Consider the following 24353-nt stretch of genomic DNA (forward strand, 5'->3'; position numbering starts at 1 on the left):
AGCGGGCCGGGGTCGCGGCAGTCGGGCGTGTTTCTTGGGTACTTCTTTGCACGAGCAAAGAAGTACCTCGCGGTGCGCTCGCGAGAGAGCGCGTGGCAGGCGGCCCGACGAAGCCCCCGTAAACACCAGAGGACGAACCCGGGCCAGCCAAGTTGGCAGGCGGCCCGACGAAGGCATGTAAACACTGGATGCTGAACCAGGCCCAGCCCCCCTGGCAGATGGCAGGAAGAGGGCACCGTACACATCCCGGGATGAGGAGGCGCGGCCGGCGCGAGCCGGAATGGGGATGGTGGGCGGGGCGTGGCGGCGTTAGCCGTGCTTCAGGATCCGTGCCCGCTCGCGTTCCCAGTCCTTGTCCTTCTTGTCGGCGCGCTTGTCGTATTCCTTCTTGCCCTTGGCGAGGCCGATCTCGAGCTTGGCTCGCCCGCGCTTCCAGTACAGAGCCATCGGCACCAGGGTGTAGCCCTTGCGCTCCACCGCGCCGACCAGGCGGTTGATCTCCGCGCGATGCAGCAGCAGCTTGCGCGTGCGGCTGGGATCCGGATTGATATGGGTGGAGGCGGTCGGCAACGGGGTGATGTGGGCCCCGAACAGGAAGGCCTCGCCGTTGCGCAGCAGCACGTAGGCCTCGCTCAGCTGCGCGCGGCCCGCGCGCATTGATTTGACCTCCCAGCCCTCGAGCTCCATCCCCGCCTCCAGGCGGTCCTCGATGAAGAATTCGTGGCGCGCCTTGCGGTTGAGGGCGATGGTGCTGGACGGTTCCTTGGCTTGTTTCTTGTTCTTTCCCATAACCCGGGCAGTGTACTGCAGGCGGGCGGCCGAAGCAGTCGGAATGTCCGGGCGCGCGGGGTGAAAGTTGAGCCGGGCGACCCGCTGCCCCACAATTCCGGCGGACCCGGCGATGCGCTTGCGCGACCGGCCCTGGCCGCTGCCGGGGGCGGCGGCCCGCGGGAGAGCCCCCCGTCTCCGTTCAACAAGGAGCCACCGATGCCAGCCACGACCTCGATCCACGGGCAATGGACGACCCGTCTGGCCTTTATTCTCGCGGCCACGGGTTCGGCCGTTGGCCTGGGCAATATCTGGCGTTTCCCCTATATCGCCGGTGAGAACGGGGGTGGCGCCTTTGTGCTGGTTTATCTCGGCTGCATCCTGTTGATCGGCCTGCCGGTGATGATGGCGGAGATCCTGCTGGGCCGGCGCGGGCGGCAGAGCCCGATCAATACCATGTCGGCCCTGGCGCGCGAGGAGGGCCTGACGCGCGCGTGGGGCATGATCGGCTGGATCGGGGTGCTGGCCGGATTTCTGATCCTGTCGTTCTACAGCGTGGTCGCGGGCTGGTCGCTGTCGTATGTCTTCAAATCGGGGACCGGCGGCTTTCTCGGGCTGGATGCAGATGGCTCGGAGTCGATGTTCGGCAACATGCTGGCGGACCCGGAGGCCCTGCTGGCCTGGCACACCATCTTCATGGTGATGACGGCGATGGTGGTCGCGCGTGGGGTGCAGTCCGGCCTGGAGAAGGCGGTGACCATTCTGATGCCGCTGCTGTTCGTGATGCTGGTGGTGATGGTCGGCTATGCGATGGTCGAGGGGCAGTTCCTCGCCGGACTGGAGTTCCTGCTGTATCCGGACTTCTCCGCGCTGTCCGCCAACGCGGTTCTGCTGGCGATGGGCCAGGCCTTCTTTACGCTCAGCCTGGGCATGGGCGCGATCATGATCTACGGCAGCTATCTGCAGAGCGATGCGTCCATCGCGCGCACCTCCGCGGCGGTGGTCGGGGCGGACACCCTGGTCGCGATCATGGCCGGGCTGGCGATCTTCCCCATCGTGCTCGGGGCCGGGCTGTCGGCCGAGCAGGGGCCGGGGCTGATCTTTGTGACCCTGCCGCTGGCCTTTGCCGACATGCCGGGCGGGCTGTATTTCGGCACCATGTTCTTCGTGTTGCTGGTGTTTGCGGCCTGGACCTCGGCGATCTCCATCATCGAGCCGGCGGTCGCCTTCCTGGTCGAGAACATGGGGCTGACCCGGGTGATGGCGACCGCGATGATCGCCATCGGGGCCTGGTTCCTCGGCATCGGCGCATTGCTGTCGCTGAACGTCTGGTCCGACTACACCCTGTTCGACATGGGCATCCTGGACCTGCTGGATTACGTGACGGCCAACATCCTGCTGCCGCTGGGTGGGTTCCTGATCGCGATCTTCGTGGGCTGGCGCATGACCGAGCGCTCGGTGCAGTCCGAGCTGCGCCTCAAGCACCCGGTCCTGTACCAGGTCTGGTACTTTCTGGTGCGTTTCGTCGCGCCGGTCGCGATCCTGTTTGTGTTCCTGCGCGCCGTGGAGTTGATCTGATGGCCTCGAAGATTCGCCGCTACGCGGACGTGCCCTACAGCCGTGAACAGATGTTCAATCTGGTGAATGACGTAGACGCCTATCCGCAGTTCCTGCCCGGCTGCCGCAGTGCCTCCGCGCGCCCGCGTGGCGAGCACGAGGTGGAGGGCACGATCGAGCTGGCCAAGGGGGCGCTGCACAAGTCGTTCACCACCCGGAACACGCTCAAGCGCCCGGAAAGCATCGACATGCGCCTGGTCTCCGGGCCGTTCCGACGCCTGCACGGGACCTGGAGCTTTACCGAGGTCGAGGGCGGCAAGACCCGCATCGCCCTGGAGCTGGAGTTCGAGTTTGCCAACCGGCTCATGGCCTTTGCGATTGGCCCGGTGTTCACTCAGATTGCCAATTCGCTGGTGGATGCCTTTGTCCAGCGCGCGCGCGAGGTCCACGGTGACGGATAGCCACGTGGCAACGGCCGCAGAGGGCGGCATGATCCGGGTGGAGATTGCCTACGCGCGGCCCGACCGGCAGGTGATCCTGCCGCTGGTGGTGCCCGAGGGCACGACGGTCGATACCGCGCTGCGCCAGTCGGAGATTGAACTGCAGTTTCCCGAGATCGATCTGGACAACGCCAAGGTCGGGATCTTCGGCAAGATCACCCGTAGGGACACCGTGCTGCGCCCACGCGACCGCATCGAGGTTTATCGCCCGCTGATCGCGGATCCGAAGGAGGTGCGGCGCCAGCGTGCCGACAAGGGGCGCAAGAAAAAGCCGGGCAAGGGTGACGCCGGCGCCGCCGACGACAAGCCGAAGGAGGCGCCGGCCGACAACGCGAAGGAGTAGCAGGGGCTTGCGGCGGCGAAATATGCCGCCGCGCGCGGGTGTCAGTCGTTGTCTCTGTCGACCGGATGCTCGTCCAGCGCCACCGGCTGCGGGATGTCGGCATCCACATGGCTGACTACGCCGTTGTCGAAATGCACGGTCACTCGCTGGCGTTCGGTGGAGCCGAAGCCTGGACGGCGATAGTAGACGTAGTCCCAGCGGTCATCGGCCCGGAAGGCGGGCTCCAGCTGGGGCGACCCCATCAGGAAGCGGACCTGCTGCGGGGTCATGCCGGGCTGGATCTGGGCCACCTGTACGGGGTCGATCACATTGCCCTGCTGGACATCCAGACGGAACTGGTTGAGGCCGCCGCAGGCGCTCAGCAGGCTTGCGGCCACGGCGATAGAAATGAGAATCTTGATCATCTGAGCGGGCGGTCCTCGGCGTCTGGTGGGCCGTGAACGCGCATGGTACACCAAAGCGTCCCGCCTCTCTCAAGCGGACGGGACCGGGAAAACGGGCAATGGAAACGAGTAATCTCAAGAAGGCCGGGCTCAAGGTCACGCTGCCGCGGATGAAGATCCTCGAGATCCTCGAGAACTCGGAGACCCGTCACCTGACGGCCGAGGCGATCTATCGCGAGCTGCTCGATTCCGGCGAGGAAATCGGTCTGGCCACGGTGTATCGCGTGCTGACGCAGTTCGAGGCGGCCGGGCTGGTTTGCCGCCTGCACCTGGAGGGCAACCAGGCGGTGTTCGAGCTGGAGCGGGGCGGGCACCATGACCATATCGTCTGCAACCAGTGCGGGCGGGTCGAGGAGTTCTTCGACGAGACCATCGAGCGGCGTCAGCGCGAGGTGGCGCAGCATCACGGCTTTGCCATCAAGGACCACGCGCTGGTCCTGTACGGCGACTGCACCGACAGCGCCTGCCCCCACCGCCCGGCCTGAGCTCGCGCCTCTCGCTAGTCTTTTCCCAGCCGCACCGACGCGACGCACGCGGCGTGTGATGCGGGCTCGCTCTCGGGCCTTTTCTCGCTCAGTTGTGGCTGGCTCTGGTTCGTCCTCTGGTGTTTACGGTGGCTTCGTCTGGCCGCCTGCCACGCGTTCTCTCGCGAGCGCACCGCGAGGTACTTCTTTGCTCGTGCAAAGAAGTACCCAAGAAACACGCCCGACTGCCGCGACCCCGGCCCGCTGCGCGGGCCGGGGTTTCCCTCGCTCCGAGGCTTTTCGCGGGCGGCGCTGAACTCGCTGCGCGGCGCTCCGCTCAGACATCCAGCACCTCTTCTCCCGCGAAAAGCCTCTCCACTCGGCGCGACGACAACGGGGAGGCAGGTCCAAACAAGGGCTATCCCAGCGTTCCTGCCAGTGGATGATGGCTAGGTCTTCATACACCTTCGGCACGCTCGGCCTTTGGCCGTTGCGTGCCGCGCCCGCGAAGCGGGCGCCGGGGGGCCTTCGGGCGGCGATACCTGTTGTCGTTCCATGGCGCCGGAATACCTGCTGTTTTGACCTTCCCCTCCCGTATGGAGCCCCTCGCGGAGGGCGTGATAGGCCGGAAGAAGGCGCTGGATGTCTGAGCGGAGCCGCAGGCGCAGCGAGTTCAGCGCCGCCGGCCCAGCGCGTCCGGAGCGAGGTTCCCGGGCGAAATCCGGGTGCCCTTCTTTGGGCACTTTCTTGGGCAAGCAAGAAAGTGCCTCGCGGTGCGCTCGCGAGAGAGCGCCTGGCAGGCGGCCAGACGAAGCCACCGTAAACATCAGATGATGAACCGGGGCCAGCCACAACCAGGCAGGCGGCGGACCGAAGCCAGCGTAAACACCAGATGTCGAACCATGACCAGACTCAACCCGGCGGTTGATGGGCCGAGTCCGACCACCGGGGTAGGCGGTCGGGTGAAGCCTCGGTCAGGCGGACGCGTCGAGCCGCGGCGCGAAATGCGCTGGCGCAAAGCCGTCCTGCTGGCGCAGGTAGTCGGCCAGTTGTGCCGCAAAGTCGGTCGGGACCGAGTCCCGCACGGCCGGCATCTCGCGCAGCTGGTCCCAGCGGGCCGCAAGGCGCGGAAAGGCCTCGGTCTCCCAGGGGCTGTCCGGATCCTCAAGCAGCGCATAGCGCATCAGGATCGGGGCCAGGGTGGCATCAATCAGCGAGAAGCCGGGCGCGGCCAGGCGGTCGTCCTGCGTCATCTGCTGTTCCAGGCGCTCCAGCCCGCGTGCGGCAGTGTGGCGCGCCAGCTCGAAGGCATCCTCGGTGGTCGCGGTCATCCAGTGGTACTGGGCAAAGGTCTGTTCCGAGAGGTACTCGATCCAGGCCCGGGTGCGTGCCTGTTCCAGCGGGTCGGTCGGCATCAGCGCGGGCGGGGTAATGGCATCGATATATTCGTTGATCACGGCCGACTCGAACAGCACCGTATCGTGGTCGACGATCAACAGCGGAACCTTGCCCAGGGGCGAGCGTTCGCGGAACCAGTCCGGCGGGTTGGCCAGATCGATCAGGCTCAGCTCGAACGGCGCCTCCTTGTATTTCAGTGTGATCACGCTACGCTGAACGAACGGACAGATGGCGAAACTGATCAGGTGCAGATGCGGCAGATTCATGGTGGTCTTCGGCGTCCGCAGGTGGGGCGGGGCCCCGATCCGGGTCGCCGGTTCCTCGCTATTAAGGGGGGCGCATTGTCTCCCCTCGTGATGTCGCGGGAAAGCCTTGGGCAAGGGTAGCGGCCACAACGGGGCGCCCGGCGCCGGGCTGCGGATCGACAAATGGCTTTGGGCCGCCCGGTTCTACAAGACGCGCGGCCTTGCCAGCGAGGCGGTCGGCGGCGGCAAGGTCCACGTGAACGGCGAGCGCTGCAAGCCGGCGCGTCGGGTGCACACCGGTGATCGCCTGACCATCCACCGCGGCCCGCAGGTCTGGGAGCTGGATGTGGTCCATTTGAGCGACCAGAGACGGCCAGCGCGCGAAGCCCAGGCGCTGTACACCGAGACCGAAGAAAGCCAGGCCCGGCGCGCGGCCGAAAGCGAACGCCGGCGCGCCGAGCGCGCGGTCGCGGACAGCGCCCCCAGCCGGCGCCCGGACAAGCGCGAGCGGCGCAAGATCCGCCGCTTTATTCGCCAGGACGGCAGCGACAGGAGTGAATCCGAGTGAACAACCCCGAAGCCTCGAGTGGCCCGCCCGTCACACCCCGGCTGGCGGTGGACATGGTCATCCGCCACTCGGCGCAGCCCGGTCGTGTGCTGGTGATCGAGCGCCACAACCCCCCGCACGGCTGGGCCCTGCCGGGCGGCTTCGTCGACGTCGGTGAGTCGACCGAGAATGCCGCGGTACGCGAGGCGCGCGAAGAGACCGGGCTGGAGGTCGAGCTGGAGGCGTTGCTGGGGGTGTATTCCGACCCGCAGCGCGACCCGCGCGGGCACACCGTCAGCGCGGTCTACATCGCGCGGGGCCGGGGCGAGGCCAGGGCCGGGGATGACGCTGCCGACTGCGCCTGGCTGGACCCGGAAGACCCGGGCCAGGTGCTGGTCTTCGACCACCGACGTATCCTCGACGACTATCGGCGCTGGCGCCTGACCGGCGAAACCGCCGCCCCGCGTCCGGTACAAAAAACGGGATGAATCCGGCCAAGCTGTTACCATACGGCGCTTTCGACCACCGATACGGTATCGCGTGACAAAGGCTGACCCCGCAACCCCGTCCCGGCCCGACAGCGAGCTGCCGGAACCGCGCGTCTACGAGCGTGCGGAGCACGGCATCTCGCGCGCGGCGATCGACGACAACGCCCTGAAGGTGCTTTATCGGCTGCGCGAGGCCGGTTATCGCGCCTGCCTGGTGGGCGGCGGCGTGCGCGACCTGCTGCTGGGCCGCGAGCCGAAGGACTTCGATGTCGCCACCGACGCCACCCCCGAGCAGGTGCGTGGCCTGTTCCGCAACTGCCGTCTGATCGGGCGTCGCTTTCGCCTGGCGCATGTGCTGTTCGGACGCGAGATGATCGAGGTGGCGACCTTCCGCGCGCCGCATGACGACGAGTCCGAGGACGAAGGGCAGGTCGCGCTGAGCGAGGAAGGTCGTATTCTGCGCGACAATCGCTACGGCACCATCGAGCAGGATGCGGTGCGCCGCGACTTCACCATCAACGCCCTGTATTACGACATCGAGGATTTCTCGGTGCTGGATTACACCGGTGGGTTCGAGGACCTGCGCGCGGGCGAGCTGCGCCTGATCGGCGACGACGTCGAGACGCGCCTGCGCGAAGACCCCGTGCGCATGCTGCGTGCGGTTCGCTTCGCCGCCAAGCTGGGTCTGACCATCGCGCCGGAGGTCGAGGCCGGCATCCTTGATCTCGCCTCGCTGATGCAGACGGTAGCCCCGGCGCGGCTGTTCGACGAGGTGATCAAGCTGTTCCACAGCGGTGCGGCGGTCACCTGTCTGGACGAGCTGGAACGCCTCGGCCTGTTCGAGCCGATGTTCCCCGAGGCTGCGGCCTGCTTTGCCGATACGGACGTTGGCCCCGAGCGCCGCCAGTTCCTGGTCGAGTCGCTGCTGAATACCGACAAGCGCATCAATGAAGGCCTGGGTGTGAACCCGGCGTTCCTCTACGCGGCCATCCTCTGGGCCCCGGTGCAGGTGGCCGCGGCCCAACGGATCGCGGCCGACGAACAGGAGATTCCGGCCTGGCAGCAGGCGATGGCCGAGGTGCTGGATCGTCAGGTGAAGACGGTGTCCATTCCCAAACGCTTCAGCCTGATCGTGCGCGAGATCTGGGAACTCCAGGCGCGGCTGGAGCGCCACCGTGGTGGCCGTGCGCTGCGCCTGCTGACGCATCCGCGCTTTCGCGCCGGTTATGACTTTCTCTGCCTGCGCGCCCGCGCCGGCGATGCCGACCCCGAGCTGTGTCGCTGGTGGACCGAGATCCAGGAGCTGGACGAGGACGCACAGAAGGCCATGGCGGGTGCCCAGGGCAAGGGTGCTCCCAAAGGGGATGGCAAGGCTGGGGCCAAGAGCAAGTCACGCCGTGGCGGCCGGCGCCGGCGTCGGGGACGCAAGGGCGGCGCCGGCGCGAGCGCCGATGCGGGCGCAAACCCGGAATCGGGGGGTGGCGGCGAATGAGCAGCGTGCCTGCCCGCGGCGTACACGCGTTCATCGGGATCGGCGCCAACCTGGGTGACCCCGAGACGCAGGTGCGGGACTCCTTTGCCCGGCTGGCGCATGAGTTGCCGCAAACGCGTCTGATCGGGCGCTCGCGGCTGTTCCGTAACCCGCCGATGGGCCCGCAGGACCAGCCCGACTACGTGAACGCCGTGGCCCGTCTGCACACCCGACTGGAGCCGCTGGACCTGCTGGCGGAGCTGCAGGCCATCGAGTGCGCCTGCGGGCGCGAGCGGGACGGTACCCGCTGGGGGCCGCGCCTGCTGGATCTGGATCTGTTGCTGTTCGGCGAGCAGTCGCTGGATCTGCCGGGGCTGAAGGTGCCGCACGCCGGGATTGCCGAGCGCGACTTTGTGATCCTGCCGCTGCTGGAGCTGGCGCCGTCGCTACAGATCCCGGGAGTGGGGTCGCTGGATCGGCTGGCGCAGCGCTTCGACGGTGCGAGCCTGATCCCGATCGCGGAACCGCAGGAGGCCGTGGCGACCGCGGAGGGGCGCGGATGAGCCTTGCCGATTTCGATTTCATCGCGGTAGAGGGGCCGATTGGGGTCGGCAAGTCCAGCCTGGCCAAGCGCCTGGCCGAGCACCTGCAGGCGGAGGGCATCTTCGAGGCCCCGGACGAGAACCCTTTCCTGGATCGCTTCTATCAGGAGCCGGACAAGCACGCCCTGGCGACCCAGCTGCACTTTCTGGTGCAGCGCGTGCGCCAGCTGACGCCGCTGGCGCAGAAGGGCCTGTTCGAGCAGCGCCATGTGTCCGACTACCTGATGGACAAGGACCCGCTGTTCGCCGAGTTGAACCTGCATCCGGATGAGCTGGAGATCTACCGCGAGATGTTCCGCCATCTGCGCGGGGGGCTGCCGCGCCCGGACCTGGTGGTCTACCTGCAGGCGCCGGTGGAGGTGCTGCAGGAGCGCATCCGCCGCCGGGCACGACCGTACGAACGTCACATCGAGGCCGGTTATCTGGAGCGATTGAACGCGGCCTATGCGGAATTCTTCTATCATTTCGAAGGACCGGCGCTCGTGATTGTGAACGCCACCGAGATCGACTGGGTGAACAACCCGGCCGACTTTGACCAGCTGGTGCAGTTCCTGGAGCCGATCCAGGGCGGGCGGCACTACTTCAACCCGTTGCCGATCTCGCTTTGAGGCTGGCAAGCCGGACTGCCCGGGAGGCATGAGCATGCGTCCGATTACCGTGAATACCCTGGCCCAGCGCAAGCAGGCGGGCGAACCCATCGCTTGCCTCACGGCCTATGATGCAGCCTTCGCCGGGTTGCTGGATCGCTGTGGGCTCGACGTGATCCTGGTCGGCGATTCCCTGGGCATGGTGGTCCAGGGGCATGCGACCACCCTGCCAGTGACGCTGGAGGACATGGTCTACCATGTAGCCAACGTGGCCCGCGGCAGTGAGAACGCGCTGATCATGGCCGACATCCCGTTCCTTGGCGATGTCGATCCCGCTACCGCGCTGATCCAGTCCGGGGCGCTCCTGCGCGCCGGGGCTCACATGGTCAAGGTGGAATGCGGCGCGATGGAGGTCCCCGTGGTCGAGCGCCTGGTCGCCGCCGGGATTCCCGTCTGTGCCCATCTGGGCCTGACCCCGCAGGCGGTGCACCGTCTCGGCGGGCACCGCGTGCAGGGGCGCGACCCGAAGGCGGCGGCGGAGCTGGAATCCCTGGCCGCCCAGCTGGAGAACGCCGGGGCCCAGGCCCTGCTGCTGGAGGGTATCCCCGAAAGCCTGGCCGATGTCATCGTGCGCAGTGCAGGGGTCCCGGTGATCGGGATTGGCGCCAGCCCGCGTTGCGATGGTCAAGTGCTTGTCTTGACCGACGTGATCGGCCTGACGCCCGAGCCGCCGCGCTTCGCGCGCGATTTCCTTGTCGAAGGCGGTTCCCTGGAGGGCGCCGTCCGCGGATACTGTGATGCGGTGCGGGCGCGAGCCTTCCCCGAATCCGGCGTGCATACCTTCAGTTAACTGCGTTTCCCAAAGGATGGATCCTGGCCCATGAGAATCCTGCGTGATCGGCCGCAACTGGTGGCCATGCATCGAGAGTGGTCCCGCAAGGGGCGCGGTACCGTGGCGCTGGTGCCCACGATGGGCAACCTCCACGAGGGCCATATGACCGTGATCCGGCATGCCCGGGCGCGGGCCCAGGGGGTGGTGGTGTCGATCTTCGTCAATCCGCTGCAATTCGACCGCGCCGAGGATCTGGAGCGCTATCCGCGCACCCTCGACGAGGACGCCCGGCTGGCGACGAATGCCGGTGTGGACGCCTTGTTCTGTCCCAGTGAAGAGGACATGTACCCTGCCGACGGCCTGCCCCCGGTGCAGGTCGTGGTGCCGGTGCTTTCCGAGATCCTGGAGGGTGCCTATCGCCAGGGGCACTTTGAGGGCGTGGCCACCGTGGTGACCAAGCTGTTCAACCTGGTGCGCCCGGATCTGGCCCTGTTCGGCGAGAAGGATTACCAGCAGTTCAAGTTGATCGAGCGCATGGTGCAGGGGCTCGACATCCCCACCCGGGTGGAGGCAGTCCCGACCGTGCGCGAGCCGGATGGCCTGGCCTTCAGTTCACGCAACAGCCAGCTGTCGGAAGAGGCGCGGGCCGTGGCACCCGAGCTCAAGCGGGTGCTGGACGAGGTGGCGACCGTCTGCCGCACGGCCACCAAAGTGGACGCCGACCGCATCGCCGAGGTGGAGGCCCGCGCCAGCGATCGTCTGCGCGAGGCCGGCTTCGAGCCCGAATACCTCTCCATCCGCCGTGCGGAAGACCTGATGGAGCCGGCAACCGATGTGCCCCTGGCCGAGCAGGACCTGGTGGTCCTGGCCGCCGTCTGGCTGGAAGGCGTCCGCCTGATCGACAACGTCCGCACCCGTACCGACTGACGCTGCTTGTTTCGGCTACCCCGAAGCACACGAAGAAATTCAAGAGTCATCCACAGAAGACGGGCAGGTTAAAGGGTGAGGGTGGTGCTGCAGGGCGCTGACAATCGGTAACGTTCTTGCGAGCCCCCGAACGCCGGGTCCATTCCTGTTATGCCACTCGTTCTGTCTTCCAGCCTGCCTGTAAGTCGCCCTCGAATTTCTCCGTGTCTTCGCGCGCTTCACGGTGAAAAACCATCGACTCGAGAAGGCGCGTTTGCCGTATCCGCCGGGATCGCGGATAATTTTCCGCCCTTCCGAGGTTCAAGCCGGGAATTCGCCGTATGTTTGTCACCATGCTGAAAGGCAAGCTGCATCAGGGCCGGGTCACGCATTGCGAGCTGGAATACGAGGGCTCCTGTGCCATCGACACGCGCCTGCTGGACGCCGCAGGCATCCTGCCGTTCGAGCAGATCCAGATCTACAACGTCGACAACGGCGAGCGCTTTACCACCTACGCGATCGAGGGCGAGGCCGGCTCCGGGATCATTTCGGTCAACGGCGCGGCCGCACACAAGGCCGCGGTGGGCCATCGCGTGATCATCTGTGCCTATGGCCAGATGGAGGCCGCCGAGGCCCGCGAATTCACGCCCGACCTGGTCTATCTCGACGCCGGCAACCGCATCGTGCGTACCGGTAACGGCATCCCGGTCCAGGCCGCTTAAGAACACTCTCCTGCGCGCGCGCCTCCCGCAGTTGTCGGGCCGGGGCTGCGCCGCTATCCTCGACGCCCATGAATCTCCACGAATTCCAGGCCAAGGCGCGCTTTCGCGACGCCGGTATCCCCGTCCCCGAAGGTCAGGTGATCGACGCCGCCGAGCAGGTCTCCGGGGCCTGGCAGGCGCTGGGTGCCGAGCGCGCGCTGGTCAAGGCCCAGGTGCACTCCGGCGGTCGCGGCAAGGCCGGTGGCGTGGTCATGGCGGATTCCGCCGATGCTGCGCGCGAGGCGGCGGAAAAGCTGCTGGGTTCGCGCCTGGTGACCGGCCAGAGCGGCCCCGAAGGACTGCCAGTGGACCAGCTTCTGCTGGAGCCGGCGGCGGACATCGCCAGCGAGTTCTATTTCGCGATGCTGGTGGATCGTTCGCGCGAGCGCCTGGCGCTGGTGGTCTCCGCCGAGGGCGGCATGGACATCGAGACCCTGGCGGCAGAGCGCCCCGAGGCCGTGGTGACCTTGCCGATCCATCCGGCCACCGGCGTGATGCCCTTCCACGGCCGCCGGGTCGCCGCCACCCTGGGCCTGTCCGGCGACGCGGCGAAGGCGATGGCGCAGCTGGTGACCAATGCCCATGCCCTGTTCCAGCAGCTCGACGCGCAGCTCCTCGAGATCAACCCACTGGTGCTGACCCATGAGGATCAGCTGCTGGCGATCGACGCCAAGCTGACCATCGACGACTCCGCGGCCTACCGCCAGAAGGCGCTGTTCGCGGAGCGCGACGTGCGCCAACGCGACCCCGCCGAGGAGCAGGCACACGAGCACGACCTCAACTACATCCGCCTGGACGGCTCGATCGGCTGCATGGTCAACGGCGCCGGGCTGGCAATGGCGACCATGGACCTGATCCAGCACCACGGCGGCTCGCCGGCCAACTTCCTCGATGTCGGCGGCGGTACGACTGTGGAGCGGGTCACCGCAGCGTTCAAGCTGATCCTGTCGGACCCATCGGTGAAGGCGGTGCTGGTGAATATCTTTGGCGGCATCGTGCGCTGCGACCTGATCGCCGAGGGCATTATCGCCGCGATCCGCGAGATCCAGGTGCAGGTGCCGGTGGTGGTGCGCCTGGAGGGCACCAACGCCGAGCAGGGCCGCGCCGCGCTGGCCAACTCCGGGCTGGACGTGATCCCGGCCGCCGATCTGGACGCGGCGGCGCGCGCCGTGGTGGAGGCCGTGGCATGAGCATCCTCGTCGACCGCGACACCCGGGTGATCTGCCAGGGCTTCACCGGTAAGCAAGGCAGTTTTCACTCGGAGCAGGCCATCGCCTACGGCACGCGCCTGGTCGGGGGCGTGACCCCGGGCAAGGGCGGCCAGGCCCACCTGGATCGGCCGGTGTTCGATACCGTCGCCGATGCGGTGGCGCAGACCGGCGCCACGGTCAGCATGATCTACGTCCCGGCGCCGTTCGCGGCCGACGCGATCTGCGAGGCGGCGGATGCCGGGATCGAACTGGCCGTTTGCATCACCGAGGGCATCCCGGTCCAGGACATGGTGCGGGTCAAGCAGGTCCTGGCCGGCAGCCCCACGCGCCTGATCGGCCCGAACTGCCCGGGCATCATCACCCCGGAGGCCTGCAAGGTCGGGATCATGCCCGGCTATATCCATAGCCGCGGGCGCATCGGCATCATCTCGCGCTCGGGCACCCTGACCTACGAGGCGGTCAAGCAGACATCGGACCTCGGGCTTGGTCAGAGCACCTGCGTGGGCATCGGCGGTGACCCGATCCAGGGCCTCGACTTTGTCGACTGCCTGCGCCTGTTCCGCGATGACCCGGAGACCGACGGCGTGCTGATGGTGGGCGAGATCGGCGGTGATGCCGAGGAACGCGCCGCACGCTATATCGCGGACGAATTCGACAAGCCGGTAGCCGCCTATATTGCCGGCGCCACGGCGCCCCCGGGGCGGCGCATGGGTCATGCCGGCGCGATCATCGCCGGTGGCCAGGGTACCGCGGAGCAGAAGATGACGGCCCTGCGCGAGGCCGGCGCGACCGTGGCGGAGAGCCCGGCCGAGCTGGGCGCCGCGATGCAGTCCGCGCTCGCCCGCGCCTGAGTCGCCGATGACCCCTGACCAGCCTCTGCGTCTGGCCCTGGCCCAGATCAATCCGGTCGTGGGCGGGCTGGACGACAATCGCCACCAAATCCTCGAGGCCATCGAGCAGGCCCGTGCCGGTGGCGCCCGCGCGGTGGTTTTCCCTGAACTCGCGGTCACCGGCTATCCCCCCGAGGATCTGCTGCTGCGCCCGGCCTTCCTGCTGGGCGTGGAGCGCGCGGTGGTGGCGATCACCAAGGCGGCGCGGGATATCGACGTGATCCTGGGTGCCCCGGTGCAGGGAGATGGCGGCCTGATCAATGCGGCCCTGTGGCTGCGCGACGGGGCCTGTATCGCGCGCTACGCCAAGCAGGTCCTGCCTAACTATTCGGTATTCGACGAGCAGCGCTATTTCGTTGCTGGCGATGCCCCCTGCGTGGTCGAGCTGGATGGCTGGCAGATCGGGCTGACCGTCTGCGAGGACATCTGGCAGCCGGGTCCGGCCGCCGGGGCGCAGGCTGCCGGGGCCGAGCTCCTGCTGAATCTCAACGCCTCGCCCTACCACCGCGGCAAGGCCGAGGAACGCCTGCAGGTGGTCGGGGCGCGGGTGGCCGAGACCGGCTGCCCGGTGGTCTACGTGAACCAGGTGGGCGGGCAGGACGAACTGGTGTTCGACGGCCGCTCGTTCGTGCACGACCCGGTCAACGGGGCCCGCGCCGTGCTGCCCGCCTGGGCCACCGGCCAGGGCCAGGTAGAGGCAAGTCGCAGTGCGCAGGGGCCGGTCCTGCGGTCCCGCGACGAGCACATGCATCTGTCCGCCTGCGGCATGCTTCCGACCCTGACCGACCCCGGCCCGGAACCGGACGAGGCGGACGCCCGTGACCTCTATCAGGCGCTGATGATCGGCATCCGTGACTACGTGAGCAAGAACGGCTTCCCGGGGGTATTGCTGGGCCTGTCTGGCGGCATCGACTCCGGTCTGACTGCGGCCTTGGCGGCGGATGCGCTGGGCCCGGCGGCGGTGACCGCGGTGATGATGCCCTATCGTTACACCGCCTCGATGAGCATCGAGGATGCGGAGGAGCAGGCGCGGCTTCTGGGTCTCGAATACCACGAGATCGCCATCGAGCCGATGGTGGAGAGCTTCATGGCCGGGCTCGGGGATGCCCTGGCGGCGTATCCGGCCGGGGCGGGAGACGTGACCGAACAGAACCTGCAGGCGCGCGCCCGCGGCGTGCTGCTGATGGCGCTGTCCAACCGCAGCGGCAAGCTGCTGCTGGCCACCGGCAACAAGTCCGAGATGGCGGTGGGCTATTCCACGCTGTACGGCGACATGAATGGCGGTTTCGCGCCACTGAAGGACGTCTCCAAGCAGTGGGTGTACCGCCTGGCACGCTGGCGCAACACGTGCGGCGCGGCGATCCCGCCGCGGGTGATCGAGCGCCCGCCCAGCGCCGAGCTGGCGCCGGACCAGCGGGATGCCGACTCGCTGCCGCCATACGACGTGCTGGACGCGATCCTCGAGGCCTTCGTCGAGCAGGAGCAGTCCGTCGCCGAGATCGTCGCCCAGGGCTTCGACGGCCCCACGGTGGAGCGCATCGCGCGCATGGTGTTCATCGCCGAGTACAAGCGCCGCCAGGCCGCGCCAGGGGTGCGGGTCAGTCCGCGCGCCTTCGGCCGCGACCGGCGCTACCCGATTACCTCCGGCTATCGTCCGGACTGAGTGATCCCCGACGCCGTACCCGGCCCCCGTCATTGCGAGGAGGCGAAGCCGACGCGGCAACCTCCGTCCGGAACCCTCGACGTTCGCTTTGGCCGGCGTCGCGGTCGTCCAGCGAGATCGCCACGGCGCTGCGCGCCTCGCGATGACGGTGCTTCCCGGTCGCGTCATTGCGAGGCCCCGCAGGGGCCGTCGCACAAAAGCAGCGAAGCTGCGTTGAACGGCCGCAGGCCGGCCCGAAGGGCGAGCGTAGCGAGTAACCTCCGTCCGGAACCACCGGATCCCGGCGCTCTGCCAGCTTCAGGAGGTTGCCGCGGCCCCTGCGGGGCCTCAATGGGATGGACGCCCCCGCCCTATTACGGCATCGCGATGTGCCAGAGTGGGGGTGATCACTCTCACTCGAAGAAGACGGAGGCGTCCGGATGCAGGTTACAACACTCGGTATTGATCTCGCGAAGAACGTGTTCCAGGTCCACGGCGTGGATGCGCAGGGCCGGCAGGTGTTTTCGAAGGCGCTGCGGCGCAGCCAGTTGCGCAACTTCGTCGCCCAGCTGCCGGCCTGCCGGATCGGGTTGGAGGCCTGCGGGAGTGCCCATTACTGGGCGCGTGAGTTGCAGGCGTTGGGGCACGAGGTGCGGCTGATGGCGCCGCAGTTCGTGAAGCCCTACGTGAAGACGAACAAGAACGACCGGGCGGACGCCGAGGCGATCTGCGAGGCGGTGACCCGCCCGAACATGCGTTTTGTGCCGATCAAGACGCCCGACCAGCAGGCGGTACTGGCGCTGCACCGGGTGCGCGAGGGCCAGATCAAGGCGCGCACGGCGCAGGCCAACCAAGTGCGCGGGCTGCTGGCCGAGTTCGGGATCGTGGTGCCCCAGGGGATGACGACCCTGTTCCGCGAGCTCCCGGGGATCCTGGAGGATGCGGAGAACGGCTTGCCGGATCTGTTCCGCACGCTGCTGGCCGACCGGCTGGAGGAGTTGCGGCGACTGGAGCAGGCCGTGAAGGAACAGGAGCGCCAGATCCAGGCCTGGCATCGAAGTCATGCGGTCAGCCGGCGCCTGGCCGAGATCCCGGGGATCGGACCGATCAGCGCGACCGCCCTGGTCGCCGCGATCGGCCATGCCCGGCACTTCAAGAACGGTCGCCAACTGGCCGCCTGGATGGGGCTGGTGCCCAAGCAGCACTCCAGTGGCGGCCAGTCGAACCTGCTGGGGATCAGCAAGCGCGGCGACCGCTACCTGCGCATGCTGCTGATCCACGGGGCGCGGTCCGCCCTGTTGGCGGATCAGCGCCGCGGCGAGGGCGGCGACCCCTGGCTCGAAGGGTTGCGCCAGCGGCGCTGTCCCAACGTGGCGACCGTGGCCCTGGCCAACAAGAATGCCCGCACGGTCTGGGCCCTGATGGCCCATGACCGGACGTTCGACCCCGGCCTGCGCGGCGCCGCCGCGTAAGCCCGCAAAAACGGAGAAGCGAACGCGTTAGTACGTACCCAACCCTCGATTGCGCAAGCGATTGAGCATGATGGCAACGGGAGCGATCCCGGTGGGGGCCAGTCCGATCATTGCGAAGCACCTCGAGTGCGCGACCTCGCTGGGACCCTCCACCCGCGGAATCCATCCGGGACCGTGGCGAATGAAAGCCGCACACGCAGTCCGAATGTACGGGAGCAATCGTCGCCCCGAAACCATCGACTCAAACGCTTGGCAAACCGGGGGCGTCCATGTACGCAATGACGGGGGCCTCGGACCGCGCCGGGGCGGATCTTCCAGCGCAGCGCCGGGGGTTTGATACACTTCCGGATGTGAGACAAGCGCCCGCGCAGCGGGCTCAACCAAAGGGATTCGCATGAAGAAGATCGAGGCGATCATCAAGCCGTTCAAGCTGGAAGATGTCCGCGAGGCCCTGACCGAGATGGGTATTGCCGGCATGACCGCGACCGAGGTTCAGGGTTTCGGGCGCCAGAAGGGCCATACGGAACTCTACCGGGGCGCGGAATATGTGGTCGACTTCCTGCCCAAGGTGAAGCTGGAACTGGTGGTGGACGACGACCGTGTCGATCCCTGCATTGACGCGATCGTGAAGGCCTCGCGCACCGGCAAGATCGGGGACGGCAAGATCTTCGTGTCCGACATGTCGCGCGTGGTCCGCATCCGCACCGGCGAAGAGGGCAGCGAAGCGTTGTAGCCTCGGCCCGCACGGCGGGGGATCGCAGCGTCATTGCGAGGAGGCGAAGCCGACGTGGCACAAAAGCAGCGAAGCGGCGTTGAACGGCCGCAGGCCGGCCCGAAGGGCGAGCGTAGCGAGTAACCTCCGTCCGGAACCACTGGATCCCGGCGCTCTGCCAGCTTCAGGAGGTTGCTTCGTCGCTGCGCTCCTCGCAATGACGGTGCCATCCCCAAGGTGGTGCGGGGGCGCCCGCCGGGGGATGGCTTTACGGTTGTGCCGCTTTCCCCGGTTAATTCGTCAGGAAGGGGATGCGGTCCATCACGCGCCACAGGCCGCGGCGTTCCTCGCCTTCCAGCTCCACCGGTTCGCCGGCGCGCACGGCGACGGCGGCATCCGGGTAGTTCAGTTCCAGCACCGTCATGGTGTTCTCGGCGTGGTCTTCCAGGCCGAGTTCGGTGTAGGCGCGGTGCAGCACGGCCAGGGCCTTCGGCATCACCTCGGCCCCGGGATAGGTGGCCACCACGTTGCGCGCGCGCTGGGCCGCGGCGACCCAGGCGGTACGTTCCATGTAAAACTCCGCCACGCGCAGCTCGTAGGCGGCCAGTGCATTGCGGATGTAGAGCATGCGCTGGTAGGAGTCCGGGGCGTAGCGGCTGTCCGGGAACTCGCGGATCAGGCGGTCGAAGTCCTGGAAGGCCTGGTCGAAGGGTTCCGGGTCCATCTCGGCCGGGTCGCGCGGGAACAGGTTGGCGAGAAAGCCCTGCTGGCGGTTGAAGTTGATCAGCCCGCGCAGGTAGTACGCATAATCGAGGTTCGGATGCCGCGGGTTCAGCTGCACGAAGCGGTCCACGGCCGCCAGGGCGGGTTCCGGCTCGCCGGCCTTGTAGTAGGCATAGGGAATCTCGATCTGCGCCTGCTGGGCGTAGCGCCCGAACGGGTAGCGCGCCTCGAGTTTTTCGTAGTATTCGACGGCCTGATCGTAGTTGCCCTCGTTCAGGGCGTTCTTGGCCTCGCCGTAGAGCTGACTGGCGGACCAGCCGAGCGTGGGGTCTTCGCGCCCGGCGCAGCCGGCGACCACGAGCGCCACGAACAGAACGACGAGCAGGCGCGACAGGTGCGGGACAGAAATCACGGCGAGGCCTCACAGATGAACCAAAGTCCAAGGATTCTACAACATCAAGCCCCGGTGGCGACGAGCGGGAGGCCGCGCAATGAGTGAACCGCGTGAGGCCCATCTGCCGGAGGAGGCGGCCGGGCAGCGCCTGGATGCCGCGCTGGCGCAGCTGTTCCCCGAGTATTCGCGCAGCCAGTTGACCCAGTGGCTGAAGGAGGGCGCGCTGCGGGTGGACGGCGCCTCGCCGCGCCCGCGCACGCCGGTTCGAGGCGGCGAGCGGGTGGAACTGATCGCGCCGGACGCCCCGGTGCTGGCGGCGCAGCCCGAGGCCATAGCGCTGGATGTCCTGTACGAGGATGCGGCGGTGCTGGTGATCAACAAGCCGGCCGGGCTGGTGGCCCACCCGGCAGCCGGGCATCGCGACGGCACACTGGTCAATGCCCTGCTGCACCACGCCCCGGAGCTGGCGCAGTTGCCGCGCGCGGGCGTGGTCCACCGCCTGGACAAGGACACCACCGGACTGATGGTGGTCGCGCGCACTCCGGAGGCGCAGACCGCCCTGGTGCGCCAGTTACAGGCGCGCAGCGTGCACCGTGAGTACCGCGCATTGGTCCAGGGTCGGGTGATCAGCGGTGCCAGCATCGAGGAGCCGATCGGGCGCCACCCGGTGGATCGCAAGCGCCAGGCGGTGACCGGCGGTGGCAAACCTGCAGTCACGCATTACCGCGTGGCCGAACGCTTCCCCGCCCACACCCTGCTGAACGTGCGTCTGGAGACCGGCCGTACCCACCAGATCCGCGTACACATGGCGCATATCCGCCACCCGATCGTGGGCGACCTGACCTACGGCGGACGCCCGCGGCCGGTCAAGGGCATGGGTGAGGCGGCCAGGGCCACGGTGGCGGCCTTCAAGCGTCAGGCCCTGCATGCGGCGCGCCTGGAGTTCGAGCACCCGACCCGCGGCGAACCCTGCGCGTTCGAGGCCCCGCTACCGGAGGACTTCGAGGGCCTGCTTGCAGCCCTGCGCGCCGATGCCCGGGAGACCGGTGATGCCTGAGACCCTGCCCCTGCTGGCGCCGTCCCCCGGCGAACTGCCGGCCGGCGTGCGCGCGGTCCAGACCACGCGGGTGGGCGGAGTCAGTACCGGGCCCTGGGCCGCGCTGAACCTGGCGCTGCACACCGGCGATGACCCGGAGCATGTGGCGGAGAATCGGCGTCGGCTGGAACAGTCTTTGGGGCTGGCCACGCCGATCGCCTGGCCGCGCCAGGTCCACGGCACCGGCGTGACCAACGCCGACGCCCTGCACGCGGCGCTGGAGGCCGGCGACGCGGCCGCGGCCGACACAGTGGTCAGCGACCGGCCCGGGGTCGTCTGTGCGGTGCAGACCGCCGACTGCCTGCCGGTGGTGTTGGCGACCGCCGATGGCGCGGCGGTGGGGGTGGCGCATGCCGGCTGGCGTGGGCTGGCGGACGGGGTGCTGGAGGCCAGCGTGGAGGCCCTGAAGACGCTGCGCCCGGGGATGCCCATCCAGGCCTGGATGGGGGCGGCCATTGGCCCTGCGGCCTTCGAGGTGGGCTCCGAGGTCCGCGAGGCCTTTGTCGCGCACGACCCGGAGGCCGTTGCCGCGTTCTGCCCCGGCGCCGAGGGCCGCCTGCTGGCGGATCTCTACCTGCTGGCCCGGCAGCGCCTGCAGCGGGCCGGGGTGGCGCAGGTCGCCGGTGGCGGACGCTGCACCTTCAGCGAGGCGGATACCTTTTTCTCCTACCGCCGCGATGGCGAGACCGGCCGCATGGGCACGCTCGTCTGGGTCGATCCCGGCCACCTGCGATAACCCCGACGCTCGGTCCGGCGCGTAGGTTGCCCATGGAGATTGCCGTGTCGCTGCTCTCCTCGCGATGACGGTGCTTTTTCCTGCCCCCGTCATCGCGAGGCCCCGCAGGGGCCGTGGCAACCTCCGGGCGCAGCCCCGACGTTCGTTCGTGACGGTGTTGGCGTTTGTCTGATGAGGGGGTTTCCGTCCGTCTATCCTTGAAGGTCGGGGGATTGCCCCCATCATTGGTGTCAGTTCACCCAGATTTGACCGAGGGGTTTCCCAATGCGAATGGATCGCCTGACGACCAAGTTTCAGTCCGCCATCGCGGATGCACAATCGCTCGCGGTAGGCCGCGACCACCAGTTCATCGAACCGGCCCACCTGCTGCTGGCCTTGCTGGACCAGGAGGGCGGCACCATCCGCCACGTGCTCGACCGCGCCGGCGCCAACGTGCGCCAGCTGCGCTCCGCGCTGGGCGAGGCGCTGGACCGCCTGCCCAGAGTGGAGGGTGCCGCGGGCGAGGTGCATGTCTCCAATGACCTGGGGCGCATGCTGAATGTCTGCGACAAGCTTGCCCAGGAGCGCAAGGACCAGTACATCCCCAGCGAGCTGTTCCTGCTCGCGGCGATCGCCGAGAAGGCCGGTGTGGGCGAGATGCTGCGCAACGCCGGCGCCAACAAGGACTCCCTGGAGAAGGCGGTGGACGACATGCGCGGCGGTGCCCAGGTGGACGACCCGAACGCCGAGGAGAACCGCCAGGCGCTGGACAAGTACACCATCGACCTGACCGAGCGCGCCGAGCAGGGCAAGCTGGACCCGGTGATCGGGCGCGACGAGGAGATTCGCCGCTCGATCCAGGTCCTGCAGCGCCGCACCAAGAACAACCCGGTGCTGATCGGCGAACCCGGGGTCGGCAAGACCGCGATTGTCGAGGGTCTGGCCCAGCGCATCATCAACGGCGAGGTGCCCGAGGGGCTGAAGGACAAGCGCGTGCTTGCACTGGATCTGGGCGCCTTGCTGGCCGGGGCCAAGTACCGTGGTGACTTTGAGGAGCGGCTGAAGTCCGTGCTCAAGGAGCTGTCGCAGGAAGAGGGTCGCGTGATCCTGTTCATCGACGAGATCCATACCCTGGTCGGCGCCGGCAAGGCCGAGGGCGCGATGGACGCCGGCAACATGCTCAAGCCGGCCCTGGCGCGCGGCGAGTTGCACTGCATCGGCGCGACCACGCTGGACGAATACCGCCAGAACATCGAGAAGGACGCCGCGCTGGAACGCCGCTTCCAGAAGGTGGTGGTGGACGAGCCCACGCTGGAAGACACCATCGCCATCCTGCGCGGGCTGAAGGAGCGCTACGAGGTCCACCACGGGATCGAGATCACCGACCCGGCGATCGTCGCCGCGGCGCAGCTGTCGCAGCGCTACATCACCGATCGCCAGCTGCCGGACAAGGCGATCGACCTGATCGACGAGGCCAGCTCGCGCATCCGCATGGAGATCGACTCCAAGCCCGAGTCCATGGACCGCCTGGAGCGCCGCCTGATCCAGCTCAAGATCGAGCGCGAGGCGTTGAAGAAGGAATCCGACGACGCCTCGAAGAAGCGGCTGGATACCCTGGAGGGCGAGATCGATCGCCTGGGGCGCGAGCTCTCCGATCTGGAAGAGGTGTGGAAGTCCGAGAAGGCCTCGGTCTCCGGCGCCGCGCAATTGAAGGAAGAGCTCGAGCGCGCACGTACCGAGCTGGAGACCGCCCGCCGTGCCGGCGACCTGTCGCGCATGTCCGAGTTGCAGTACGGGCGCATCCCGGATCTGGAGAAGTCCCTCGCCATGGCCCACGAGATGGAGAGCCAGGAGACCCAGTTGCTGCGCACCAAGGTGACCGACGAGGAGGTCGCCGAGGTGGTTGCGCGCTGGACCGGCATCCCGGTCTCCAAGATGCTGGAGGGCGAGAAGGACAAGCTGCTGCGCATGGAAGAGGCCGTGGGTGATCGCGTGGTCGGCCAGACGGAAGCCGTGCGCGCGGTGGCCAACGCCATCCGCCGTTCGCGGGCGGGCCTGTCCGATCCGAATCGGCCGAATGGCTCGTTCCTGTTCCTCGGCCCGACCGGGGTTGGCAAGACCGAACTGACCAAGGCACTGGCGTCGTTCCTGTTCGACACCGAAGAGTCCATGGTGCGCATCGACATGTCCGAGTTCATGGAGAAGCACTCGGTGGCGCGGTTGATCGGGGCGCCCCCGGGCTATGTCGGCTACGAGGAGGGCGGCTACCTGACCGAGGCCGTGCGCCGCAAGCCGTACTCCGTGATCCTGCTGGACGAGGTCGAGAAGGCGCACCCGGATGTGTTCAACGTGCTGCTGCAGGTGCTGGATGATGGTCGTCTGACGGACGGTCATGGGCGCACCGTGGACTTCCGCAACACGGTGATCGTGATGACTTCCAACCTGGGCTCGCAGCAGATCCAGGAGATGGCCGGCGAGGCGAACTACGACGCAATGAAGGCCGCGGTGATGGAGATCGTCGGGCAGCACTTCCGCCCCGAGTTCATCAACCGCGTGGATGACGTGGTGGTGTTCCACCCGCTGGAACGCGAGCAGATCCGGGCGATTGCCGGCATCCAGCTGCAGTTCCTGCGCAAGCGTCTGGAGGAGCGCGATCTGGGGCTCACCATCACCGACGCCGCGCTCGATCACCTGGGCGCCGCCGGTTTCGACCCGGTGTACGGCGCGCGTCCACTCAAGCGGGCCATCCAGACGCAGATGGAAAACCCGCTGGCCCAGTCGCTGCTGTCCGGCGAATTCGGCCCCGGCGATACTATCGAGGTGGACCTGGCTGGCGACCAGCTTGCCTTTACCCGGGCTGCAGCTGCCGCCTGACCGGGCTGTCGCTGTTCCGATCCAACAAGGCCCGCCCCGTGCGGGCCTTTTTTGGGTCCGGGAGCAGCAGAGCGGGCGAAGGGGCTGGCGGCCGCATCCGGCGGTGGTGATTGGACGGTGACGGGGTCAGTCGTCGTGGCTGGCGTGGGCGTCCACCGGTTCCTCGAACGCGATGAACAGGATGCAGTCCTCGTCCGATGTGCAATGGGTGGTATGTGCCAGCCGGGCCGGTCCGTAGGCATAGGTGCCGGGTCGGAGCGCGACCGGATCCTGGTCGTCGTAGTCGACCTGCATCTCGCCGCTGACGAGCACCATGCGTTCGGCGCTGGTGTGCCAGTGGTGGGGCGCGGTGCTGTTGCCGGGGAGGAGGAAGAAGACGTCGGCATTGGGCTGCGCCGGGTCACCTTGCAGCACGGCGAGCCGGCAGCCATCCGGCATGAAGTCCGGGCACGGGCCCCATTCGAGATCGGGGGAATCGGGTTCGTGGATGAAGGCCGGGCCCTGGTCCGCCGTCGCGACTGTCCAGGCGGCGACCAGCACGAGGGCGGCGGCCGAGGCAAGGCGGGGTATGGCCCCGGTGGGCGGGATATCGTGTTTGAACATGGTGCACCTCCTGTGGGTCATGGCTTCACCCGGCGCGCTCCGGGTGGGCGTGTCGTGGTGTGGCTGACCGGGCGGGTGTCCGTCCGGAGCGGCTTTTGCCTGTAAGTCT

At 67.8% G+C, this 24353-nt stretch carries 25 protein-coding genes and 1 pseudogene; 21 read left to right on the forward strand and 5 right to left on the reverse strand.

Features of this window, described 5'->3' with window-relative positions; all coding sequences use genetic code 11:
- Window positions 1–309: 309 nt before the first annotated feature.
- Window positions 310–789: an SsrA-binding protein SmpB gene (smpB, locus tag G333_RS0111035; RefSeq protein ID WP_018168069.1), complete on the reverse strand. Its 480-nt coding sequence runs from the start codon at window positions 787–789 to the stop codon at window positions 310–312.
- Between the two features lie 198 nt (window positions 790–987).
- Between smpB and G333_RS0111040 the strand changes: the two genes are divergently transcribed.
- From G333_RS0111040 to G333_RS0111050, 3 genes are read left to right on the forward strand one after another with little or no spacing between them, the layout of a single operon-like run.
- Complete coding sequence (locus tag G333_RS0111040; protein WP_018168070.1) at window positions 988–2346, forward strand: sodium-dependent transporter; 1359 nt, start codon at window positions 988–990, stop codon at window positions 2344–2346.
- Window positions 2346–2786, forward strand: a complete 441-nt coding sequence (locus tag G333_RS0111045) for a type II toxin-antitoxin system RatA family toxin (RefSeq protein WP_018145393.1) — start codon at window positions 2346–2348, stop codon at window positions 2784–2786. Before G333_RS0111040 ends, G333_RS0111045 begins: the two co-directional genes overlap by 1 nt.
- A 28-nt stretch (window positions 2787–2814) precedes the next feature.
- Window positions 2815–3168: an RnfH family protein gene (locus G333_RS0111050; RefSeq protein ID WP_018145394.1), complete on the forward strand. Its 354-nt coding sequence runs from the start codon at window positions 2815–2817 to the stop codon at window positions 3166–3168.
- A 41-nt stretch (window positions 3169–3209) separates the two neighbouring features.
- On the opposite strand, the gene G333_RS0111055 is transcribed toward G333_RS0111050, so the two are convergent.
- On the reverse strand, window positions 3210–3572 hold the full coding sequence (locus G333_RS0111055; protein ID WP_018145395.1) for an outer membrane protein assembly factor BamE: 363 nt from the start codon (window positions 3570–3572) through the stop codon (window positions 3210–3212).
- Between the two features lie 98 nt (window positions 3573–3670).
- Here G333_RS0111055 and fur point away from each other — a divergent pair, with 98 nt between their 5' ends.
- Together fur and G333_RS15290 are read left to right on the forward strand one after the other, a co-directional pair.
- Complete coding sequence (gene fur, locus G333_RS0111060) at window positions 3671–4096, forward strand: ferric iron uptake transcriptional regulator (RefSeq protein ID WP_018145396.1); 426 nt, start codon at window positions 3671–3673, stop codon at window positions 4094–4096.
- 421 nt (window positions 4097–4517) lie between these two features.
- Window positions 4518–4725 (forward strand): annotated as a pseudogene (locus G333_RS15290) (hypothetical protein).
- 324 nt (window positions 4726–5049) lie between these two features.
- Here G333_RS15290 and G333_RS0111065 read toward each other — a convergent pair.
- Window positions 5050–5739, reverse strand: coding sequence for a glutathione S-transferase family protein (locus G333_RS0111065; RefSeq protein WP_019628474.1), 690 nt, complete (start codon window positions 5737–5739; stop codon window positions 5050–5052).
- 106 nt (window positions 5740–5845) lie between these two features.
- Between G333_RS0111065 and G333_RS0111070 the strand changes: the two genes are divergently transcribed.
- The 13 genes from G333_RS0111070 to G333_RS0111135 all read left to right on the forward strand — a co-directional run bounded on the left by G333_RS0111070 (window position 5846) and on the right by G333_RS0111135 (window position 17860).
- On the forward strand, window positions 5846–6286 hold the full coding sequence (locus tag G333_RS0111070; protein ID WP_018938995.1) for an RNA-binding S4 domain-containing protein: 441 nt from the start codon (window positions 5846–5848) through the stop codon (window positions 6284–6286).
- A complete protein-coding gene (locus G333_RS0111075; RefSeq protein WP_018144147.1) occupies window positions 6283–6753 on the forward strand; it encodes an NUDIX hydrolase in 471 nt (156 codons plus the stop codon). Before G333_RS0111070 ends, G333_RS0111075 begins: the two co-directional genes overlap by 4 nt.
- Window positions 6754–6805: 52 nt before the next feature.
- Window positions 6806–8245 carry a polynucleotide adenylyltransferase PcnB gene (gene pcnB / locus G333_RS0111080; protein ID WP_019628475.1) on the forward strand — a complete coding sequence of 480 codons (1440 nt, stop codon included), beginning with the start codon at window positions 6806–6808 and terminating at the stop codon, window positions 8243–8245.
- Window positions 8242–8787 (forward strand): 2-amino-4-hydroxy-6-hydroxymethyldihydropteridine diphosphokinase, encoded by a 546-nt coding sequence (folK, locus tag G333_RS0111085; RefSeq protein ID WP_019562814.1) that lies wholly within the window; start codon window positions 8242–8244, stop codon window positions 8785–8787. Before pcnB ends, folK begins: the two co-directional genes overlap by 4 nt.
- On the forward strand, window positions 8784–9434 hold the full coding sequence (locus tag G333_RS0111090) for a deoxynucleoside kinase (RefSeq protein ID WP_018144144.1): 651 nt from the start codon (window positions 8784–8786) through the stop codon (window positions 9432–9434). Before folK ends, G333_RS0111090 begins: the two co-directional genes overlap by 4 nt.
- A gap of 34 nt (window positions 9435–9468) precedes the next feature.
- Window positions 9469–10263, forward strand: a complete 795-nt coding sequence (panB, locus tag G333_RS0111095) for a 3-methyl-2-oxobutanoate hydroxymethyltransferase (RefSeq protein ID WP_019628476.1) — start codon at window positions 9469–9471, stop codon at window positions 10261–10263.
- 30 nt (window positions 10264–10293) lie between these two features.
- Window positions 10294–11172: a pantoate--beta-alanine ligase gene (gene panC / locus G333_RS0111100; protein ID WP_019628477.1), complete on the forward strand. Its 879-nt coding sequence runs from the start codon at window positions 10294–10296 to the stop codon at window positions 11170–11172.
- Between the two features lie 320 nt (window positions 11173–11492).
- Window positions 11493–11873: an aspartate 1-decarboxylase gene (panD, locus tag G333_RS0111105; protein ID WP_018144141.1), complete on the forward strand. Its 381-nt coding sequence runs from the start codon at window positions 11493–11495 to the stop codon at window positions 11871–11873.
- 68 nt (window positions 11874–11941) lie between these two features.
- Complete coding sequence (gene sucC, locus G333_RS0111110) at window positions 11942–13102, forward strand: ADP-forming succinate--CoA ligase subunit beta (protein ID WP_019628478.1); 1161 nt, start codon at window positions 11942–11944, stop codon at window positions 13100–13102.
- Window positions 13099–13974: a succinate--CoA ligase subunit alpha gene (gene sucD / locus G333_RS0111115; protein WP_018175814.1), complete on the forward strand. Its 876-nt coding sequence runs from the start codon at window positions 13099–13101 to the stop codon at window positions 13972–13974. The genes sucC and sucD overlap by 4 nt, the downstream gene beginning before the upstream one ends.
- Window positions 13975–13981: 7 nt before the next feature.
- A complete protein-coding gene (locus tag G333_RS0111120; protein WP_019628479.1) occupies window positions 13982–15676 on the forward strand; it encodes an NAD+ synthase in 1695 nt (564 codons plus the stop codon).
- A gap of 419 nt (window positions 15677–16095) precedes the next feature.
- Window positions 16096–17127: an IS110 family transposase gene (locus G333_RS0111125; protein WP_019628480.1), complete on the forward strand. Its 1032-nt coding sequence runs from the start codon at window positions 16096–16098 to the stop codon at window positions 17125–17127.
- Between the two features lie 394 nt (window positions 17128–17521).
- Complete coding sequence (locus G333_RS0111135) at window positions 17522–17860, forward strand: P-II family nitrogen regulator (RefSeq protein WP_017940393.1); 339 nt, start codon at window positions 17522–17524, stop codon at window positions 17858–17860.
- 271 nt (window positions 17861–18131) lie between these two features.
- Here the strand turns inward: G333_RS0111135 and G333_RS0111140 are convergent, their stop codons facing one another.
- A complete protein-coding gene (locus G333_RS0111140) occupies window positions 18132–18974 on the reverse strand; it encodes an outer membrane protein assembly factor BamD (protein WP_018144137.1) in 843 nt (280 codons plus the stop codon).
- A 79-nt stretch (window positions 18975–19053) separates the two neighbouring features.
- On the opposite strand from G333_RS0111140, the gene rluD reads away from it, so the two are divergent.
- The 3 genes from rluD to clpB all read left to right on the forward strand — a co-directional run bounded on the left by rluD (window position 19054) and on the right by clpB (window position 23641).
- The gene (gene rluD / locus G333_RS0111145; RefSeq protein WP_019628482.1) at window positions 19054–20013 is read left to right on the forward strand and encodes a 23S rRNA pseudouridine(1911/1915/1917) synthase RluD; all 960 of its coding nucleotides are present in this window, start codon (window positions 19054–19056) and stop codon (window positions 20011–20013) included.
- Entirely contained in the window at window positions 20006–20788 is a 783-nt protein-coding gene (pgeF, locus tag G333_RS0111150) for a peptidoglycan editing factor PgeF (RefSeq protein WP_019628483.1), read from the forward strand. Before rluD ends, pgeF begins: the two co-directional genes overlap by 8 nt.
- A 270-nt stretch (window positions 20789–21058) precedes the next feature.
- Window positions 21059–23641: an ATP-dependent chaperone ClpB gene (gene clpB / locus G333_RS0111155; RefSeq protein ID WP_019628484.1), complete on the forward strand. Its 2583-nt coding sequence runs from the start codon at window positions 21059–21061 to the stop codon at window positions 23639–23641.
- A gap of 126 nt (window positions 23642–23767) precedes the next feature.
- On the opposite strand, the gene G333_RS0111160 is transcribed toward clpB, so the two are convergent.
- On the reverse strand, window positions 23768–24244 hold the full coding sequence (locus G333_RS0111160) for a cupin domain-containing protein (protein ID WP_019628485.1): 477 nt from the start codon (window positions 24242–24244) through the stop codon (window positions 23768–23770).
- Between the last annotated feature and the right edge of the window lie 109 nt (window positions 24245–24353).

This window comes from Thioalkalivibrio sp. AKL10 (assembly GCF_000381845.1).
Lineage (GTDB): Bacteria > Pseudomonadota > Gammaproteobacteria > Ectothiorhodospirales > Ectothiorhodospiraceae > Thioalkalivibrio > Thioalkalivibrio versutus.

Excerpts from the sequence above, each read along its gene's own strand:
- smpB (WP_018168069.1), bottom strand. The coding sequence starts at position 789 with ATGGGAAAGAACAAGAAACAAGCCAAGGAACCGTCCAGCACCATCGCC.
- G333_RS0111040 (WP_018168070.1), top strand. The coding sequence starts at position 988 with ATGCCAGCCACGACCTCGATCCACGGGCAATGGACGACCCGTCTGGCC.
- G333_RS0111045 (WP_018145393.1), top strand. The coding sequence starts at position 2,346 with ATGGCCTCGAAGATTCGCCGCTACGCGGACGTGCCCTACAGCCGTGAA.
- G333_RS0111050 (WP_018145394.1), top strand. The coding sequence starts at position 2,815 with ATGATCCGGGTGGAGATTGCCTACGCGCGGCCCGACCGGCAGGTGATC.
- G333_RS0111055 (WP_018145395.1), bottom strand. The coding sequence starts at position 3,572 with ATGATCAAGATTCTCATTTCTATCGCCGTGGCCGCAAGCCTGCTGAGC.
- fur (WP_018145396.1), top strand. The coding sequence starts at position 3,671 with ATGGAAACGAGTAATCTCAAGAAGGCCGGGCTCAAGGTCACGCTGCCG.
- G333_RS0111065 (WP_019628474.1), bottom strand. The coding sequence starts at position 5,739 with ATGAATCTGCCGCATCTGCACCTGATCAGTTTCGCCATCTGTCCGTTC.
- folK (WP_019562814.1), top strand. The coding sequence starts at position 8,242 with ATGAGCAGCGTGCCTGCCCGCGGCGTACACGCGTTCATCGGGATCGGC.
- G333_RS0111090 (WP_018144144.1), top strand. The coding sequence starts at position 8,784 with ATGAGCCTTGCCGATTTCGATTTCATCGCGGTAGAGGGGCCGATTGGG.
- panB (WP_019628476.1), top strand. The coding sequence starts at position 9,469 with ATGCGTCCGATTACCGTGAATACCCTGGCCCAGCGCAAGCAGGCGGGC.
- panC (WP_019628477.1), top strand. The coding sequence starts at position 10,294 with ATGAGAATCCTGCGTGATCGGCCGCAACTGGTGGCCATGCATCGAGAG.
- panD (WP_018144141.1), top strand. The coding sequence starts at position 11,493 with ATGTTTGTCACCATGCTGAAAGGCAAGCTGCATCAGGGCCGGGTCACG.
- sucC (WP_019628478.1), top strand. The coding sequence starts at position 11,942 with ATGAATCTCCACGAATTCCAGGCCAAGGCGCGCTTTCGCGACGCCGGT.
- sucD (WP_018175814.1), top strand. The coding sequence starts at position 13,099 with ATGAGCATCCTCGTCGACCGCGACACCCGGGTGATCTGCCAGGGCTTC.
- G333_RS0111120 (WP_019628479.1), top strand. The coding sequence starts at position 13,982 with ATGACCCCTGACCAGCCTCTGCGTCTGGCCCTGGCCCAGATCAATCCG.
- G333_RS0111125 (WP_019628480.1), top strand. The coding sequence starts at position 16,096 with ATGCAGGTTACAACACTCGGTATTGATCTCGCGAAGAACGTGTTCCAG.
- G333_RS0111135 (WP_017940393.1), top strand. The coding sequence starts at position 17,522 with ATGAAGAAGATCGAGGCGATCATCAAGCCGTTCAAGCTGGAAGATGTC.
- rluD (WP_019628482.1), top strand. The coding sequence starts at position 19,054 with ATGAGTGAACCGCGTGAGGCCCATCTGCCGGAGGAGGCGGCCGGGCAG.
- pgeF (WP_019628483.1), top strand. The coding sequence starts at position 20,006 with ATGCCTGAGACCCTGCCCCTGCTGGCGCCGTCCCCCGGCGAACTGCCG.
- clpB (WP_019628484.1), top strand. The coding sequence starts at position 21,059 with ATGGATCGCCTGACGACCAAGTTTCAGTCCGCCATCGCGGATGCACAA.
- G333_RS0111160 (WP_019628485.1), bottom strand. The coding sequence starts at position 24,244 with ATGTTCAAACACGATATCCCGCCCACCGGGGCCATACCCCGCCTTGCC.